Origin of the sequence: Tsukamurella soli (assembly GCF_039541155.1) — a bacterium.
GTDB lineage: Bacteria > Actinomycetota > Actinomycetes > Mycobacteriales > Mycobacteriaceae > Tsukamurella > Tsukamurella soli.
Genome location: NZ_BAABFR010000023.1, coordinates 1 through 15,950 on the forward strand (window position 1 = coordinate 1; position 15,950 = coordinate 15,950).

Below are 15,950 nucleotides of genomic sequence, written 5' to 3' on the forward strand. Positions count from 1 at the left end.
GTGGAACCCGACGCCACCCGGCGACACCGGGCCACCACACCATGCCCAACCCGCGCGAACCGCGCCAGAAACAGCAATCCGAAACCGATCAGGCCGACGCGTGCCCCTCACGAAAGATCGAGGCTAGCCGACTGAAGGATCCTCCGGAATACCAGGGGTGGCCCAGTTGAGTTGAGTGTGACCGCTGGTCCGGATAGGTCCGACTGCCATGAGTGCTTGACAACCGCTTCATGTGCATCCTAGGCTGTGTAAGCGGGTAATCGATTACATCGCCCCGCATCCGTTCCATCCTGTGCGCCTGGTCCGCTGTCGGCGGCCTACCGGGCAAGCCTCACCGTCGAGGCTGAACGAAAGAGGGATACGTGAAGAAGCGCATTCTCGCGCCCGGCAGCGCTATCGCAGCTGTGGCGCTCGTCCTGGCCGGGTGCAGCAGCACTCCGTCGTCATCAGCGGTCAATGGGAAATCTGGATCTGCATCCGGCGGAGTTCGCGTGGCGTTCGTGTCGCAGGTGGAGGGTATTCCGTACTTCAACGGCTTCCATGCCGGCGCCTCCAAGGAGGCGGCGAAACTCGGAATCACTTACACGCAGTCGGGTCCGTCCACGTCGGATGCGACCCAGCAGGTGCAGATCCTAAACAACTTCGTGTCGCAGGGCTACAATGCCGTGTCGATTTCACCGCTGGACCCGACGTCGATCAACAACGCGATCGCAAAAGCGCAGGCTGCTGGAACGAAGGTGATCACCGCCGACGCAGACGCGCCGAAGAGTAGTCGCTCCGTATTCGTCTCACAGGCTACTGATATGGCGTTGGGTGCAACCGTGATGGATGAGCTCGCAAAGGCCGCGGGCAACAGTGGCCAGTATGCGATTGTGTCCGGTGGCGCGAACGTGGCCACGTTCAACAACTGGATCGCCGCGGCGAAGTCCGAGGCTGCATCGAAGTTCTCGAATATGACGCTCGTCGGCGGTATCCGATACACAGAAAATACCGCGGACGCGCTTACTCAGGCACAGAACCTGATGACCGCGTTTCCGGATCTGAAGGGGATCATCGCGGTCCCGTCGTTCGCGGTGCCCGGAGTGGCGCAGGCTGTAACGAACGCTGGGAAGATCGGGAAGGTCGCGGTCACCGGGTTCGGTTCCCCGCAGACTGCGGGCCCGTTCTTGAAATCCGGAGCTATGACCTCGACAGTACTGTGGAACGTCGATGATCTCGGCGCACTGACCGTCTGGGCAATGGATCAGGTGGTGCGTGGCAAACCTTTCGAGACGGAGAACACGGTGCCGGGTCTGGCCGGACAGTACTCCTACGATGCCTCGACGAATACCCTTCTTCTCGGCCGCCCCAGTGTCTTCACCAAGGATAACTACGCGAAATACAATTTCTGATCCCTCCCTTGATCTCCCTCTGACCCCAGTGAGCACGATCATGCCAAATACTGATATTTTGACCATTGAAAGATTGACGAAGCACTTTGGCGTCACCAAGGCACTCACCGATGTCGACTTCGCTTTGGCTGCCGGCGAGCGCGTCGCCATCATGGGGGAGAACGGGGCAGGGAAGTCTACCCTCATGAAGCTCATCGCCGGAGTATACGCGCCTGATTCCGGTACGATGACACTCAGTGGATCTCCGTATGCTCCTGGGACGCCGAACGATGCGATCAACGCCGGAGTATCGACGGTCTATCAGGAACCGTCTGGGTTTCCGCATCTCTCCGTGTTAGAGAACCTGTATATGGGACGACAGAGAACCAGGGGCTTCGGTTGGTTGGACAAGAAGACAATGGCGCTGGAAGCCGAGGAATTGCTCGCGCGCCTCCAGCTACCTAGCGGACTACTCAAGCGCAAGATGGGTGCGCTGTCTCTTGCCGATCAGCAGCAGGTCTTGATAGCCCGCGCCGTGGCGAACGACGCGAAGGTGCTGATCCTTGACGAGCCGACCTCGATCTTGACCGACACCGAATCCTCGCGACTGTTCGACCTGGTCGACCAGCTCAGCGCTGTCGGCACTGCCGTGTGCTACATCACACATCGATTCGACGAACTCGAGCGTGTCGCCGACCGGTTCGTCGTCCTCCGCGACGGCCGAAACGCCGGTGAGACCGATGATCCTGACCGAGAGAATCTGCTCAGAATGATGGGGTCTCCGGTGTCGGAAGAGGTGATCGAAGGTGACGCTGTCGCTGCGTCGCACATCGCAGGCGCGGCCGCTGTGTCGGCTACGGCTGGTGAAGTCGACTCGCCGGTGCTTGTCGTCGACCAGCTGACGTCGAAGGGCGACTTTCGAGACATCAGCTTCGAGATCCGTCCCGGACATATCACCGGCCTCTACGGGCTGGTCGGTGCCGGTCGCAGCGAACTCGGGCTAGCGATCAGCGGTGCCCTTCCGATCGATTCGGGAACGCTCACCTACCAGGGGCGTCGATACCAGCCGCAGTCCAGCCGTCACGCGATCAAGCAGGGCATCGCATACCTGCCCGAAGACCGCAAGACCGAAGGCATCTTTCCGCACTTGAGCGTCGGGGAGAATCTCTCTGCTTCCTCCCTCGAAACTGTCAGCCGCGGCGGATTCGTGTGGACCGCCGGGGAACGAGACCTGATATCGAAGTGGACCAAACGTCTCTCCATCAAGGCAGAGAATGCGAACGCCCCCATCACATCTTTATCCGGCGGGAACCAGCAGAAGGTGCTTCTGGCCCGTCTGATGGCGACGAATCCACAGCTGCTGATCCTCGATGAGCCGACACGTGGCATCGATGTCGCGACGAAGCGGGAGATCCATCGCCGTATCCGCGAGCTCGCCGATACGGGCATTGGAGTGCTGCTGATATCCAGCGAGATGGAAGAGCTTCTCGAGCTCTCCGAGACTGTTCACGTCCTTCACGAGGGACGGCTCGTCTGGAGTGCGGATAGACCAGACATAAACCAGGCCGCTATCCTTCGAGCAGCCACTGGAAGCGCAGTATGACCGCAGATACGAAAAATCCCGACCGCGCTCGTCCACTCGCCGAGGACGGCCATTCGACGCGTCACGGTGCCACCCTTCTCGACGTCGTCCACGCCGTGGAGAATTGGTTACTGCCTGGCCTTCTCGTGATCGAGTTCGTCGTATTCGCACTACTGTCGAAGCAGTTCCTCAGCCCTCAAAACCTAGTCAACGTCGCTGTCAACGGTTCTGATCTGGCGCTTATCGCTGCCGGGCTGACCCTCGTGGTCCTCATGGGCGGCATCGACGTCTCCACAGGATTCGCGGTCGGCATGCTCACGTGGGTCGTGGCATCGATGATGAATGCCGACCAGGCCCCGATCGTGGTGCTGGCCGCTGCTCTAGCAGGAGGAGTCGCATTAGGTCTCCTCAACGGCGTTCTCACGGCACGATTCGCTATCCCATCAATCGTCGCCACCCTTGGGACGAGCGCCTTGTTCCAGACCGGGCTCTTCGCGCTCTGGGACAACCACGATCTGTTCTCGGGACCTGTGTTTCCGTTCCTGTCCGGGCAGGAACGTTTCGGCGGCGTTCCGGTTCTCGTTGTCATCGTCGTCGGCATATATGTGATAATGCATGTCATCCTCAGTCACACCACATTCGGGCGGTCCATATACGCGATCGGAAATAATGTGGAGGCGGCGAAGCTCTCGGGCATCAATGTGGCCCGGGTTCGATTGGGCGCATCGGTGATTCTCGGGTTGTTCATCGGCATCGCTGCTTGCACGTATCTTGCGCGTGTCGGTTCAGTCCAGGCGACATCCGGGAACGAGCTGACGCTTCTGGCAGTTGCTTCCGTGGTGGTCGGCGGCACGTCGATCCTCGGCGGGGAGGGTTCTATTCCCCGCACTCTCGGCGGCGTTGCATTCATCGTCATCCTCGACAACGGCACCGTTCTGGCCGGGGTTCCGTCTCTATGGAACGGTGTGATCGTCGGGCTGGTGATCCTCGTCGCTGTTTCCATCAATGGAATCGTCGTAATGCTGAACCGTCGCGAGAAGAGGAGTCTGTAATGATCGTGATCACGCGCATGTTCCGTGACCGCCGCATCGCCTTGATCGCTCTGATCGTGGTCACGTTCATCGTGATGAGCCGGATCTCCCCATACTTCCTACGGGTAAGTAATCTACTCACCTTGGTGCAGTATTCGGCGGTCATCGGCATTCTCGGGCTCGGGCAGACCCTGGTGATCCTCGGGGGAGGAGGTGGAATCGACTTGTCGATCGGCTCCACCATGTCCGTGTGCTCCGTCACGTTTGGGCTCCTCACGGTTCATGGTGGCGCGAATCCATGGGTTGCGGCCGGAATCGCTCTGCTCGTCGGCGCCGCGCTCGGTCTGGTCAACGCGCTGTTCATAACGCTGCTGAGACTGCCGCCCTTGATCGTTACACTCGCGACCTTGTACCTGTATGCTTCGGCTGCGAACGTGCTCTCCAACGGAACCGACATAAACGGATTCGACGGGGACGGATTCAGCGTCATCGGACAGAGCTCCATCGCCGGAATTCCTGTACAGGTGCTCTTGGTGCTGCTGCCGCTATTTGTTGTCGGAAGCTATGTGATGCGTCGGACCGTATTCGGTCGGCACGTCTACACCACCGGCTCGAACGCCGCCGCTGCGACTCTGGCCGGGGTAAACGTACGTCGTATTCGGACCATCCTCTACGTCGTCTCGGGAGTCATGGCGGCCGTCGGAGCAATCGTCACCGCCTCGTGGCTCTCTAACGCTCAGCCCACTTCGGGTACCGGACTGGAATTGCAGTCGATCACCGTCGCCGTTCTAGGCGGCACTGCGATCACCGGCGGCGTGGGAAAGCTCTCCGGTACGTTTCTAGCGCTCTTGTTGGTCGCGATCTTGGACTCTGGACTCCAGTTGGCAGGCGTCGGTAGTACGTATCAAATCGGACTTCTCGGTCTGGTCCTGATCGTATCGATGCTCGTCCGCACTCGTTCCGTGGTCCGCGAGAGCGCAGTTTGACACCGCATCCGAACTGAGAGGAACGACATACTGTGTCGGAAACGACAGATCGCATCGTCCGCGCCGTGGAAGCTCGCGCCGAGGACACCTTGGCGCTGCTGCAGCGGTTGTTGCGCACTCCAAGTGTGAACCCGTGGTTCGGGGACCGCGCGGAGATCTCTGGTGAAGGTGGCGTACAGCAGCTCTACCAACAGCTTCTCACCGAGCTCGACCCTGACGAATTCGACGTGTGGGAGCCAAGCGCCGAAGGCCTGGCTCATCGAGCCGACGGTCCGGGTTATTACCCTGATCACGTCTTCACAGGCCGTCCGAACGTCGTCGCCCGATTCCGGGGCACGGATCCGACTGCTGGCGCTCTGATGATCCAAGGACACTCCGACGTGGTCAGCGTCGGATCCGGGTGGACGGAGGAGCCGTTCGGCGGGGCTAGGAGGAACGGCCGCGTGTATGGCCGCGGATCTGCCGATATGAAAGGTGGCATGGCTGCAGCGCTCGGAGCGATCGGTGCGCTCCGCGATGCCGGCGTCGTGCTCCGCGCGGACCTCCTAGTCGCATCGGTGGTCGATGAAGAGGCCGGCGGCATGGGGACACTCGCCCTTGTGGATCGCGGCCACATCGCCGCTCTCGGCACCATCGTTCCGGAAGCGACGGACTTGAACGTTGCGCCCCTGTGTCGCGGGATCCTGTGGGGCGAAGTCACCGTCCACGGTCGTGCCGGGCACATTGAGCTGAAACGGATGCTCTGGCAGGATGGTGGCGCCGTCGACGCGATCGAGTACGGCCGCCGACTGTTGAACGCATTCGCGGAGCGTTCGTCTGCGTGGGTGGCGGACCCTTTGAAGAATCACGCGCACATCCCGATCCCGTGTGCGATCAAGGTCGCCCAGATCGAAGGTGGTGAATTTCCCACCACGTACGCGTCCAGCTGCAAGATCACGTTCAATGCGCAGTACCTCCCCGCACAGAAAGACGAACACGGCCTCGGTGGGGTTGTCAAGCGAGAGCTCGAACAACTTATCGCGGGTTTCGCACCCGAGGACGAATGGTTGCGCCAGCACCCGCCGACTGTGCGATGGCTCGTCGATGCGGACTGCGGGGAGACGGCTGACGATGATCCCGTCGTCACCCGTACGCTCGCTGCAGCGAAGTCCGTAGGAATCGGCAGTGCGCTGGAGGGGTGCATGTCCCATGTCGACATGGGACTCACGATCGATGCAGGCAGCCCGACCATCTGCTTCGGCCCCGGCCAGATGGCCGTCGCCCATCAGCCCGACGAGTACATCAGCGAGACCGATGTTCTCGCCGCGACGAAAGTACTGGCTCTCACCATCGCTGACCTATGCGGCTGATGTCGCGGGGTAGCGATTCCGACACCACAGATCGAGAAACAAGGAACCTCATGACACGCGTGCTCGTTGCCGGCGAAAGTTGGTCCGTCACTTCTATTCACACCAAGGGCTTCGACTCGTTCACCACCGTCGATTACGCCGAGGGCGGCGCGGCCTTGCTGGGTGCGCTGAGAGCCGGCGGCTACGAAGTGACTTACATGCCCTGCCACGTCGCGGCCGCCGACTTTCCATGGACCATGGAAGAGCTGAACGAATATGACGCCGTACTGCTCTCCGATGTCGGTTCGAACACGTTCCTGCTTCCGGCCGACACCTTCGTCCGAGGCAGGCGAACGTCCAACCGCCTAGAGGTCCTCCGCGACTGGACACACGCTGGCGGTGGCCTTGCGATGATCGGCGGATACCTGTCGTTCCAGGGGATCGAGGCGAAGGCGAACTATCGCAACTCTCCGCTCGCTGACGCCCTTCCGGTGGAACTCGAAGTAGGCGACGATCGGGCGGAGGAACCCGGCGGCGTGGTCGCGCGACTCAGTGATACACACGAGATCACGGACGGGATCGAGCCCACGTTTCCGCTGCTGCTCGGCTACCAGCGGTTGGTGCCGAAGGACTCCGCTCGTGTCCTGGCGAGGTTCGACGACGGTGCGCCCCTACTCGTCGTCGATCAATACGGTCGGGGTCGCACCCTTGCCTACGCCAGCGATATCGGCCCGCACTGGGCTCCCGAAGAATTCACTGACTGGGATGGTTTCGCTGCCCTGTGGCAGCAGGCCGTTGCCTGGCTCGCCGGGAAGTAATCCCATGGGAAGACTCTTCGTCGTCGGGTCGCTGAATGTCGACACGGTCATCCGGGTCCAGAGCCATCCGAAACCCGGCCAGACCGTTCTCGGCGGCGCCCCTACGACAGCGTGGGGTGGAAAGGGCGCGAACCAAGCGATCGCCGCCGCCCGGTCGGCGCCCAAAGGAGTCGGGGTCTCGCTGGTGGGCCGAGTGGGCGACGACCCGGAAGGTACCACTTATCGGGAACGGCTCCGTAGTCTCGGTATCGCGGTGACCGCTGTGCTCCGCACGCCCGACGTCCGTACGGGATCGGCGGTAGTCGTCGTGAACGAGGACGGTGAGAACATGATCATCGTCTCCCCCGCGGCGAACGAATGTCTCGGTGTCGAGGATCTCACCGCGCTTCGTTCGCTCGATAGCACCGATGTGATCGTCACGAATCTCGAGATTCCGACAGCTGTCGTCGAACGAACAGCCGAGTACTGCGTCCGGTCTGGAGCGCGGCTGGTACTCAACCTCTCTCCTTTCGCAGTGGTCAGCCCCGCAGTCCTGCTGTATGCGGACCCTGTGATTGTCAATGAGCACGAGGCTCGCGACCTCGAATCGCGCTACGGGCAGCTACCTTCAGTGCTCATCACCCGCGGTGACAAGGGGTCCGAATGGGGCGCGAACCGAGTGCCCGCGCTGCCGTTGGCCGATGTCGTCGATACCACTGGTGCAGGAGATGCCTACTGCGGAGCGCTTGCGGTCGCTCTCGCCGGTGGCGCGACACCGGTCGGTGCGATGCACCGTGCCACCAGCGCAGCCGCCGAAGCTGTTCGTCGGCACGGCGCGCAATAAAGGTGGGGTCGGCTTCACGGCGAGATCTCTATGATTCCGCGAGCCTGGTTCAACCCGAGTTGGGACATTCGGATTAGGTCATCAACGCGATCGACCTAAGCCGAGAGCATGGCTCACCGGCTTGTGTTCGGTCATTTCTGTTGCTGCGCCCTCCGGCGCCACTCAGGTGAGAAGACCTCGGTACTCTCACGTAGTACGAGTTCGCCGCGCAGGGCGAATCGAGTGGTTGGATGATCCGTTGCACGAATCCTCTCCTGCAATAGTCGCACTGCTTCAGCGGCGATTTGTGACAGCGGCTGCCGTAGCGTGGTCAAGGCCGGTGCGTTCAAGGCCGCGTACTCGATGTCATCGAACCCGGTGACGGCGACGTCCGTTCCGACGCGGACGCCGCGGCTGGTGAGACGGCCGACTAGTCCGATGGCAATGAGATCATCGGAGCATATGATCGCGTCGGGCAGAGTTTCGCGTCTGAGTAACAGGTCCGCTGCCGTTACTCCCCACCGGAGTGTAAACTCGCCGTCGAAGATGAGCTCTTCTGCGAGCTCGAGCCCGAACCGAGCACACGCGACGCGCGCGCTGTCCAAGCGGTCGCGGGCCGACGAGGACCCCATGATCGACGTTACAAAACTCACCGTCCGCGCGCCGAGGCCGGCTACGTGCTCTGCAATCAATGTCATCGCGTGGGTATCATCGAGGCCCACCCAGTCTGTATCGATCCCTGCCACGCAACGATCTAACAGCACTACCGGTGCTATCTCCATCGCCCGCGCTAGCGCGGATTTCGAGTCGACCTCGTCGACAGGGCTTACGAGGATCCCATCGACCGAACCTTGCGTCAGCGACCGTAACCGTCGAGCCTCCACGTCGACGTCACTTTGTGAGTCGCATAAGAAGAGATTGAGGTCGGCGCCCGCGAGCTGATGCTCTACTTGCTCAACGAGTGCTGTGAAGAACGGGTTCGAGATGCTCGGTACCAGCATTCCCACGTTTCCTGTCGAGTTCAATCGCAACGCCTTGGCGATGGAGTTCCCCGAGTACCGCAGCTTCTCGGCTGCTGCGAGTACCAGGTTCGCAGTGGCGGGGGACACCGCCTTAGAACCCGTCAGCACTCTAGACACGGTTGCCGTGGACACGCCGGCTTCGGCTGCCACGGCAGCCACGGTGGCAGCGGATCTAGCCAAAGGGTTCGCCCCCTATTGTGATCAGTGTCCGGCCAGGCAGGTGATCGACGGCCACCTCGTGGACATAATACCCGCTCGAGCCAAGTTTATTTTGATCAGTGAATTGCTTGGCGGTGAGCAGCCGCAGACACCGCGGCGGCCCAGATCATTGCGGGACCGTGCAGCCGCTGACTGAGCTGACTGTGAGGATGGCTTCACCGTCATCCGCGTGGCTGCCGGGTCACCGGTGCCAGCGGTGGTGGGCGGTAGCTGATGGACTGCGAGTGTGACCCTTGGCCTGACTGGCTTCGTACCCTTGAGGCGACTTGTCTACTCGTGGTCCGTCGGCCCCGGCCCGGTGGAGCGACTGGCCTGATCAGGAGCTCGACCGGCGATGTTCGCCGCATCGCCGTGTCCCATCTACAGTCCTGCCGAACCTCCGATCCGGACCGGAACCCTTCGTCCCACCGGAGCTATGGAGGAACGCATGACCAGTCTGACCGATGTCGTGGACATCGTCATCGGGTCGACACGCATGTCGACACCCACACTGCGGCGGTGGTGCACACCGGGACCGGCGCCGCCGCCGACGAGATCACCGTCCCGACCACCCCCGACGGCTACCAGCAACTGATCGAGTTCGCCGACCGGCACACACCACTGCGAGTGTGAGCGATCGAGGGCACCGGCGGCCACGGCGCCGGCCTGACCCGCCACCTCGAACACCACGAGGAACTCGTGGTCGAGCTGGACCGCCCCGAACGCGCCGCCCGCCGCCACGGCGCCGAGTCCGATCCCCTCGACGCCGTCCGCGCAGCGCGGGAAGCATTGTCCCGCAAGAACGTCGGGACACCCTGGGCGGCCGGTGACCGGCAGGCCCTATCCGTTCTCCTGGCCGCCCGCCGCTCCGCCGTCGACGGGCACACCGTCGCTCAGCGGCAGCTGTTCAGCCTCGTCATCGCGGCCCCCGAAGTACTGCGGGCGAAGCTGCGTGGACACACCCTGCCGGAGATGACCGTCATCGCCGCCGCCCTGCGCCCCGCCAAGGGATGGGACGTCGAGACCGCCACCACCGCGACCGTCCTGAAGACCCTCGCCTGCCGCATCCGCGACCTGCAGAAGGAGGCCGACCGACAGGAGAAGGCCATTGCCGCGATCGTCAAACGCTGGCGCCCGGACCTGCTCGCCCAACTCGGCGTCGGACCGATCGTCGCCGCGACCGTCCTGTGCGCCTGGTCGCATCCCGGCCGGATCCGCTCCGAGGCCGCGTTCGCCCGACTCGCGGGCGTCGCACCGATCCCCGCCAACAGCGGCCAGGTCACCACCCGCTACCGCCTCGACCGGCACGGCGACCGGCAACTCAACCGCGCCCTCCACACCGTCTGCCTGTCCCGGCAACGCTACGACGACGCGACCAAGGCCTACACCGCCAGACGCACCGCGCAAGGCAAAACACCACGAGAGATCAAACGCTGCCTCAAACGCTACATCGCCCGCGACCTCTACCGACTACTCGAGCACCCCGAAGGGATTGACAGACCATAGGAGCGTCGCTATGGCCCTGCTCACCCCGGTGCGCTGCGTAGACCGGTCTGCAGGCACGCGAAGATCCGTTGGCGTGCGTGCGTCGAACGGTGTCGCCTTGCGACGTCTGCGCGGGCCGAGGCACACACCGCGGTGCACCGGCGCCCTGTGTCTTCCCGGTCTTCCCGGCCGGCGAATTGGAGAGTGTGGCGATGCCCCCCGAGCTGTGTCAGCGCCCCCGCATCCCGGCGACGCCGTCGATGAACAGGTCGACGCCGGTCGCGAAGTACTCGTCCTGGTCGTCGCAGCGCAGCAACGTGGGTGCGAGGCTCTTGAGGATGGGGAACCGGTCGTCGGGCAACGTGAGGAGGTCGGCCAGCTTGTGTCGGCGCGTCTCGTCGCGTTGTTCCTCCGGGATGGTGAGCTCCGCGCCGGGGACGGTCACCACGAGGGTGACTGCGGCCTGAAGTGCGCTGCGCGCCACCGTCGCCGCCGCTGCGGGTGAGTAGCCGTCGCTGATCAGTCGTGCCAGGACACGCTCGGTGATAGTGCGACCGTTGTCGCACTGGAGGATTCGCGCCGGGACCAGCTCGGCGGCCGCAGGGTGGCGGCGCATCGCGTCGATCAGTGCCGACAGCGTCCGGCGGATGAAGTCCTGCGCCGACGCCGCATCGTCGGGGGCGACGACGGTGTCGATGATGCGGTCCCCGAGCGCCGCGCGCATCTCGTCGCGATTCTTGAAGTGCCAGTAGAGGGCCATGGGCGTGACGTCGAACTCCTGCGCCATGCGCCGGATGCTCACTGCATCGAGCCCTTCTGTGTCGGCTATGACCAAGGCCCGGTCGACTACCGCGTCTCTGTTCAGTCGAGCCCCGTCGGCCTTCTTGCTCGTAGTTCTCCCACTCACACTTGACAACTATACATCGTATGGGGATACGCTATATGACGTACATATACGCAGTACATGTCTCTCGTATAGGAGTACCCGATGTCCGACCGATCCGCTATGACCGCGCGCCAGCGCGGCGCGCTTGTGGCTGTGTCACTGGCCACGTTCATGACCTACCTGGACAACAACATCGTCAACGTCGCGATCCCTGACATACAGCGCGAACTGCACCTGAGCACCGCGGGGCTGGAGTGGGTGGTGAGCGCCTACATCCTCACGTTCTCCGCGCTGATGCTGCTGGGCGGCCGGCTCGCGGATCTCCTGGGCCGGCGCAGGCTGTTGCTCGCCGGTCTGGTCGTGTTCGCCGGATCCTCGCTGATCGCCGGTCTGGCCGGGACCGCCGCCGTCCTGATCGGGGCGCGGGCTGCGCAGGGTGTGGGCGCAGCGATGATCACACCGACAACGCTCGCCATCATCTCGGCCGCCTTCACCGACACGCGCGCGCGGAACGCGGCCATCGCGGTCTGGGGGTCTGTCGGTGCGCTCGCTGTCGCGGCCGGCCCGCTGCTGGGCGGTGTGTTGTCCCAGTACGTTTCGTGGGGGTGGATCTTCTTCGTGAATGTGCCGATCGGGGTGATCACGGTGGCGCTGGTGATCTCGTCGGTCGACGAATCGCGCGCGCCGGCGACCGGCGTGGATCTTCCCGGTCTATCGCTGTCGGCGGTCGGCCTGACCGCGCTGACGTTCGCCCTGATCCAGGGGCACGACCTCGGATGGACCTCATGGCCGATCCTGGCTGCGTTCGCCATTGCCGCGATCGCCGCTGCACTGTTCATCGGCGTCGAACGGCGTGGTCGCGCGCCCATGGTCGACCTGTCCCTCTTCCGTAGCAGAATCTTCACCGGCGGCCTGGTCGCGCTGATGTTGTTCGCGTTCGGGCTGTTCGGGATCTACTTCTTCACCTCGCTGTATATCCAAGGGGTGCTTGGCTTCTCGCCGACCAAGGCGGGGTTGGCCTTCCTGCCCATGGCGATCTGCATGGCGGTCGCAGCAGCCCTGTCCGACCGGATCGCCGAACGCTTCGGGGCTCACCGCGCCGTCGCGGCGGCATTCGTGCTGATGGGGGCCGGTATCGCGTCCGTCTTCCTGCTCGGTGCGCACACCGGATTCGCCGGCCTGATGCCGAGCCTCGTGGTGACGGGTCTCGGTGGGGGACTGACCATCACGTTGACCGCGACCGTTCTCAGCCAGATGCCGCCGGAACGGGCCGGCGTCGGTTCGGGCCTGTTCAATGCGAGCCGGGAGGTGGCCGCACTACTCGGCATCACCGTCCTGGGTGTCGTGCTCACCGGTCGACAGCAGTCATCACTCCGTCTGGGTGTGGCTCCGGCTGAGGCGTTTCTGGACGGGTTCCGGCTCGCGGTGTTGATCGCGGGTGTGCTGGTCGCCTCGGGCGGGGTGGTTGCGTGGTTCGCCCTGCGTCCACGGTCGCTGACGGTCGTCGAGAGCCGGGGCCCTGTCCCACCGGTCCAGACCTCGGCGTCGGTGTGATGCACCGCGTGGTCTCCCGGTCCCGCTCGGTGCGGCGTGATACCTGACCCACGTCGGGCTAGCGTGGACATCATGAAACCCGGAGACAAGGCCCCCGATTTCGAACTGCCCGACCAGGACGGCAGCCCGCGCAGGCTGAGCGATCTGCTCACCACAGGTCCGGTGGCCCTGTTCTTCTATCCCGCAGCGTTCACGCCGGGCTGCACCAGAGAGGCCTGCCACTTCCGCGACCTGGCAGCGGAGTTCGCCGCGGCGGGTGTCCAGCGCGTCGGTATCAGCCGGGACGCGGTGGCCAAGCAGCAGGACTGGACCGCGAAGCACGGGCTCGACTACCCGCTGCTGGCGGACGTCGACGGCACAGTGGCGTCCGCCTTCGGTGTGCGGCGTGACGGGCTGCTCAAGCTGGCCGGGATGCCCACCAAGCGCACCACATTCGCGATCCGCGCCGACGGCACCGTCGCCGACGTGATCTCCTCCGAGGTCAACATGCAGGTCCACGCCGACCGGGCGCTCGCCGCGCTACGCAACTGATGGCAGGTGCCCGGAGCGGCACGCTGTGGGATGAGCCGGTCGATGACTGGGGACGAGCATTCACCGGCCGCTCAGCAATCAAGGCTGGAGCGATAAGGAGCTCATCGGCTCCCTGGGCACGCTCACCGTCGAAGAAGTCGAAACAACCGGCAGCACAGTCACCGTCATCGGTGACTGGCGATCCGACCACGCCAACGGCCGCTCGAGGTTCACCTTCCACGTCGACGGCGACAAGCTCGCGAAGATGTCCATCCGCGAAGGTTGACGAAGTCCTCGCGCTCCTTGCGAGCCGGTCCACGACGGTGTGTGCGTCGGCTCCGGCCCTTTCGCCGTGTAGGCGATCAGTCGACGATCGGGGGTATGGCAGAGGAGAAGTGGTCCCAGGACGTTACCGAGCATTCCGACGCTCTCGACCTCGACGAAGGGGTCTTCACCTGGTCGGATCCCACGGAGATCGCGCGATCTCTGCTCCGTTCTGCGCAGACCTCGACGCGGCGCAGGGCCACCTCGCCCTATCGGTCGGCCATGTCCATGCTGACCTTCTACATCAGCTCGACGCTCCGCGCGCTTCACGCCGCGCCGTGCCGGACCAGCCAGTCGAGGAGCGGGGTCGCCTCTCGCCAATGCGCGCGGACCTGCTCGACCAACTCCGGCGAGCCGATGATGTCGCCGAAGCCGTAGTCACGGCCGACGGTGAGCGACTTGTGTCGCAGCAGGGCGATCCGCGGGTGGTCGACGTCCCAGCCCCGTGGCGCGGTCTTGAGGGTCTCGCCGCCGAGCTCCCAGCCCTTGCGCTCCAGTCTCGCGACGATCTTCTCCAGCTCGCCGCCACGGCGATCGTCGTCGATCGCCTGACGGAGGGCCGCGAGCCGCTCGGCGCTCGCCTCGTAGAACCCGGCTCCCACCCGGACGCCCGGCGCGCCGAGCTGCACGTAGTACCCGGTCGCAGGCCCGACCGGGACGAACGCGCCCTGATGCGTCTTGTACGGGGTCTTGTCTTTGGAGAACCGCACGTCGCGGTACGGCCGGAAGATCTTCGCGGGGCCGAACTCGCTCGCCAGATCGTCGGTCAGTGCCGCCATCGGCGCGGCCACCGCCGTGCGATAGACCTGCTTGTGCGCATCCCAGAAGGTCTTCGAGTTGTCGACCTCGAGGTCGTCGTAGAAGTCGAGCGCAGCCTCGGGGAATCCGGTGAAGCCCATGCGCCGAGGTTACCGACCGGGCGCCGAGGCCCGGATTCGCAGCATCGGATATCGGAGGTGGCCGAGTCGGTCGATGGGGTGGACACTGGGTTGTAATGGTCGACCGAGGCGAAGGAGCCCCATATGGCACAGAACGACGGCCCGTTCGGGTTCGGCTCCGGTGACTTCGACGACATCGCCCGCGAGGCCCGCGACATGCTGGGGCGGTTCGTGGCGAATGCCGGTGGCCGCGAGGCGTGGTCCGGATTGTTCGATGATGCCCGGCGGAGTCCGCGTCGCGAGCCGGAGACGACCGGCGAGACGGGCGACGGAGTGTGGGCGATCGTCGCGACCGACGATGACGGTGGCGCCAGGGTCGAGCAGGTCTTCGCGACCGAGCTCGACGCGCTACGCGTTCATCAGCACAACACCGATGTGCATCGGCGAGTGCGTTTCCTGCCGTACGGCATCGCGGTAAGTGCCCTCGACGATTGACTTCGGTGCCTCGCCGCAGTTGCAGCATGGAAGCGGGTATGCGGACGCGCTACGCAGACTGACGCCCGGCACCGTGTCGTCGACCACCGAGCGGACGGGCGTCGGGATCCGCATCGTGCTGGACACCGGCGCGGTCGTGATCCACCCGCGGATCGAGGAGGTCTACGTCGAGATCGCCGAGATCATGGGATTCGCCGACCTTGCCCGGATGGTCTGGTATCCCGGCGAGTCCAGCTTCGAGGACGTCGTGTGACGGGGCCGGCCGAACACGGCCCCGGGGGCGCGTCGCCTCACGACGAGCGCAGCCTGCGGGAGATCGCGTTGCTCGGCGATGCGGTTCTCGACGAGATGCGGTTCATCAATCACTTCCGCGGCCTCGGTGTGCCCGACGATGCGTTGGAGAGTCTGGCCGAGGCCGTCACCAGCCGCATCGACTATGCGTTCGCGGTCACCTGGTCGCCCGATTGGGTTCCATCCGGCCGACCCCACACGTGGCGAGACGAGGTCGGTTGGCACGCTCGCTGCACCGAGTGTCTCGCGGAGAGCGCGGCAGTGGGGGGCGAGGACGGGGCTCTCGCGTGGTTCGACGACCACGCGGGCCGGAAGCACTCTCAGTCGTGAGAAGATGCCTATCCCTGCGTCCGCGCGGCACCTCACCCGCCGACGCGGATGGCGCCGAGG

The 15,950-nt window shown here is 64.2% G+C and carries 16 protein-coding genes and 1 pseudogene; 14 read left to right on the forward strand and 3 right to left on the reverse strand.

Annotated features, from left to right (window positions below):
- The first annotated feature begins 362 nt into the window (after positions 1-362).
- The 7 genes from ABD908_RS09350 to ABD908_RS09380 are packed head-to-tail and all read left to right on the forward strand — an operon-like array spanning position 363 to position 7,938.
- Positions 363-1,391 (forward strand): autoinducer 2 ABC transporter substrate-binding protein, encoded by a 1,029-nt coding sequence (locus ABD908_RS09350; RefSeq protein ID WP_344994197.1) that lies wholly within the window; start codon positions 363-365, stop codon positions 1,389-1,391.
- 28 nt (positions 1,392-1,419) lie between these two features.
- Positions 1,420-2,973, forward strand: coding sequence for a sugar ABC transporter ATP-binding protein (locus ABD908_RS09355; RefSeq protein ID WP_344994200.1), 1,554 nt, complete (start codon positions 1,420-1,422; stop codon positions 2,971-2,973).
- Entirely contained in the window at positions 2,970-4,004 is a 1,035-nt protein-coding gene (locus ABD908_RS09360) for an ABC transporter permease (RefSeq protein WP_344994203.1), read from the forward strand. The genes ABD908_RS09355 and ABD908_RS09360 overlap by 4 nt, the downstream gene beginning before the upstream one ends.
- Positions 4,004-4,969: an ABC transporter permease gene (locus ABD908_RS09365; RefSeq protein ID WP_344994206.1), complete on the forward strand. Its 966-nt coding sequence runs from the start codon at positions 4,004-4,006 to the stop codon at positions 4,967-4,969. Before ABD908_RS09360 ends, ABD908_RS09365 begins: the two co-directional genes overlap by 1 nt.
- A gap of 32 nt (positions 4,970-5,001) precedes the next feature.
- On the forward strand, positions 5,002-6,318 hold the full coding sequence (locus ABD908_RS09370) for a M20/M25/M40 family metallo-hydrolase (RefSeq protein ID WP_344994209.1): 1,317 nt from the start codon (positions 5,002-5,004) through the stop codon (positions 6,316-6,318).
- 50 nt (positions 6,319-6,368) lie between these two features.
- Positions 6,369-7,115: a glutamine amidotransferase gene (locus ABD908_RS09375; protein WP_344994212.1), complete on the forward strand. Its 747-nt coding sequence runs from the start codon at positions 6,369-6,371 to the stop codon at positions 7,113-7,115.
- Positions 7,063-7,938 (forward strand): ribokinase, encoded by an 876-nt coding sequence (locus ABD908_RS09380; RefSeq protein ID WP_344994215.1) that lies wholly within the window; start codon positions 7,063-7,065, stop codon positions 7,936-7,938. The genes ABD908_RS09375 and ABD908_RS09380 overlap by 53 nt, the downstream gene beginning before the upstream one ends.
- Before the next feature lie 131 nt (positions 7,939-8,069).
- Here the strand turns inward: ABD908_RS09380 and ABD908_RS09385 are convergent, their stop codons facing one another.
- On the reverse strand, positions 8,070-9,089 hold the full coding sequence (locus ABD908_RS09385; protein WP_344994218.1) for a LacI family DNA-binding transcriptional regulator: 1,020 nt from the start codon (positions 9,087-9,089) through the stop codon (positions 8,070-8,072).
- A 1,203-nt stretch (positions 9,090-10,292) separates the two neighbouring features.
- Between ABD908_RS09385 and ABD908_RS27620 the strand changes: the two are divergent.
- Positions 10,293-10,485: pseudogene (locus tag ABD908_RS27620) on the forward strand (transposase); the annotation flags it as partial.
- Positions 10,486-10,851: 366 nt separating this feature from the next.
- Here the strand turns inward: ABD908_RS27620 and ABD908_RS09395 are convergent.
- The gene (locus ABD908_RS09395; RefSeq protein WP_344994224.1) at positions 10,852-11,529 is read right to left on the reverse strand and encodes a TetR family transcriptional regulator; all 678 of its coding nucleotides are present in this window, start codon (positions 11,527-11,529) and stop codon (positions 10,852-10,854) included.
- A gap of 81 nt (positions 11,530-11,610) precedes the next feature.
- Here ABD908_RS09395 and ABD908_RS09400 point away from each other — a divergent pair, with 81 nt between their 5' ends.
- The 3 genes from ABD908_RS09400 (at position 11,611) to ABD908_RS09410 (ending at position 14,274) form a co-directional block, all read left to right on the forward strand.
- On the forward strand, positions 11,611-13,062 hold the full coding sequence (locus tag ABD908_RS09400; RefSeq protein WP_344994227.1) for an MFS transporter: 1,452 nt from the start codon (positions 11,611-11,613) through the stop codon (positions 13,060-13,062).
- Positions 13,063-13,134: 72 nt separating this feature from the next.
- Entirely contained in the window at positions 13,135-13,593 is a 459-nt protein-coding gene (locus ABD908_RS09405) for a peroxiredoxin (RefSeq protein ID WP_344994230.1), read from the forward strand.
- A gap of 360 nt (positions 13,594-13,953) precedes the next feature.
- On the forward strand, positions 13,954-14,274 hold the full coding sequence (locus tag ABD908_RS09410) for a DUF3175 domain-containing protein (protein ID WP_344994233.1): 321 nt from the start codon (positions 13,954-13,956) through the stop codon (positions 14,272-14,274).
- On the opposite strand, the gene ABD908_RS09415 is transcribed toward ABD908_RS09410, so the two are convergent.
- The gene (locus tag ABD908_RS09415; RefSeq protein ID WP_344994236.1) at positions 14,163-14,795 is read right to left on the reverse strand and encodes a DUF2461 domain-containing protein; all 633 of its coding nucleotides are present in this window, start codon (positions 14,793-14,795) and stop codon (positions 14,163-14,165) included. The two genes, ABD908_RS09410 and ABD908_RS09415, sit on opposite strands and share 112 nt — an antisense overlap.
- Positions 14,796-14,918: 123 nt before the next feature.
- On the opposite strand from ABD908_RS09415, the gene ABD908_RS09420 reads away from it, so the two are divergent.
- From ABD908_RS09420 to ABD908_RS09430, 3 genes are read left to right on the forward strand one after another with little or no spacing between them, the layout of a single operon-like run.
- Positions 14,919-15,269: a hypothetical protein gene (locus ABD908_RS09420; protein ID WP_344994239.1), complete on the forward strand. Its 351-nt coding sequence runs from the start codon at positions 14,919-14,921 to the stop codon at positions 15,267-15,269.
- Entirely contained in the window at positions 15,253-15,522 is a 270-nt protein-coding gene (locus ABD908_RS09425; RefSeq protein WP_344994242.1) for a hypothetical protein, read from the forward strand. The genes ABD908_RS09420 and ABD908_RS09425 overlap by 17 nt, the downstream gene beginning before the upstream one ends.
- Positions 15,519-15,890: a hypothetical protein gene (locus ABD908_RS09430; protein ID WP_344994244.1), complete on the forward strand. Its 372-nt coding sequence runs from the start codon at positions 15,519-15,521 to the stop codon at positions 15,888-15,890. The genes ABD908_RS09425 and ABD908_RS09430 overlap by 4 nt, the downstream gene beginning before the upstream one ends.
- Positions 15,891-15,950: the final 60 nt, after the last annotated feature.

Excerpts from the sequence above, each read along its gene's own strand:
- ABD908_RS09380 (WP_344994215.1), top strand. The coding sequence starts at position 7,063 with ATGGTTTCGCTGCCCTGTGGCAGCAGGCCGTTGCCTGGCTCGCCGGGA.
- ABD908_RS09405 (WP_344994230.1), top strand. The coding sequence starts at position 13,135 with ATGAAACCCGGAGACAAGGCCCCCGATTTCGAACTGCCCGACCAGGAC.
- ABD908_RS09410 (WP_344994233.1), top strand. The coding sequence starts at position 13,954 with ATGGCAGAGGAGAAGTGGTCCCAGGACGTTACCGAGCATTCCGACGCT.
- ABD908_RS09415 (WP_344994236.1), bottom strand. The coding sequence starts at position 14,795 with ATGGGCTTCACCGGATTCCCCGAGGCTGCGCTCGACTTCTACGACGAC.
- ABD908_RS09360 (WP_344994203.1), top strand. The coding sequence starts at position 2,970 with ATGACCGCAGATACGAAAAATCCCGACCGCGCTCGTCCACTCGCCGAG.
- ABD908_RS09420 (WP_344994239.1), top strand. The coding sequence starts at position 14,919 with ATGGCACAGAACGACGGCCCGTTCGGGTTCGGCTCCGGTGACTTCGAC.
- ABD908_RS09365 (WP_344994206.1), top strand. The coding sequence starts at position 4,004 with ATGATCGTGATCACGCGCATGTTCCGTGACCGCCGCATCGCCTTGATC.
- ABD908_RS09375 (WP_344994212.1), top strand. The coding sequence starts at position 6,369 with ATGACACGCGTGCTCGTTGCCGGCGAAAGTTGGTCCGTCACTTCTATT.
- ABD908_RS09400 (WP_344994227.1), top strand. The coding sequence starts at position 11,611 with ATGTCCGACCGATCCGCTATGACCGCGCGCCAGCGCGGCGCGCTTGTG.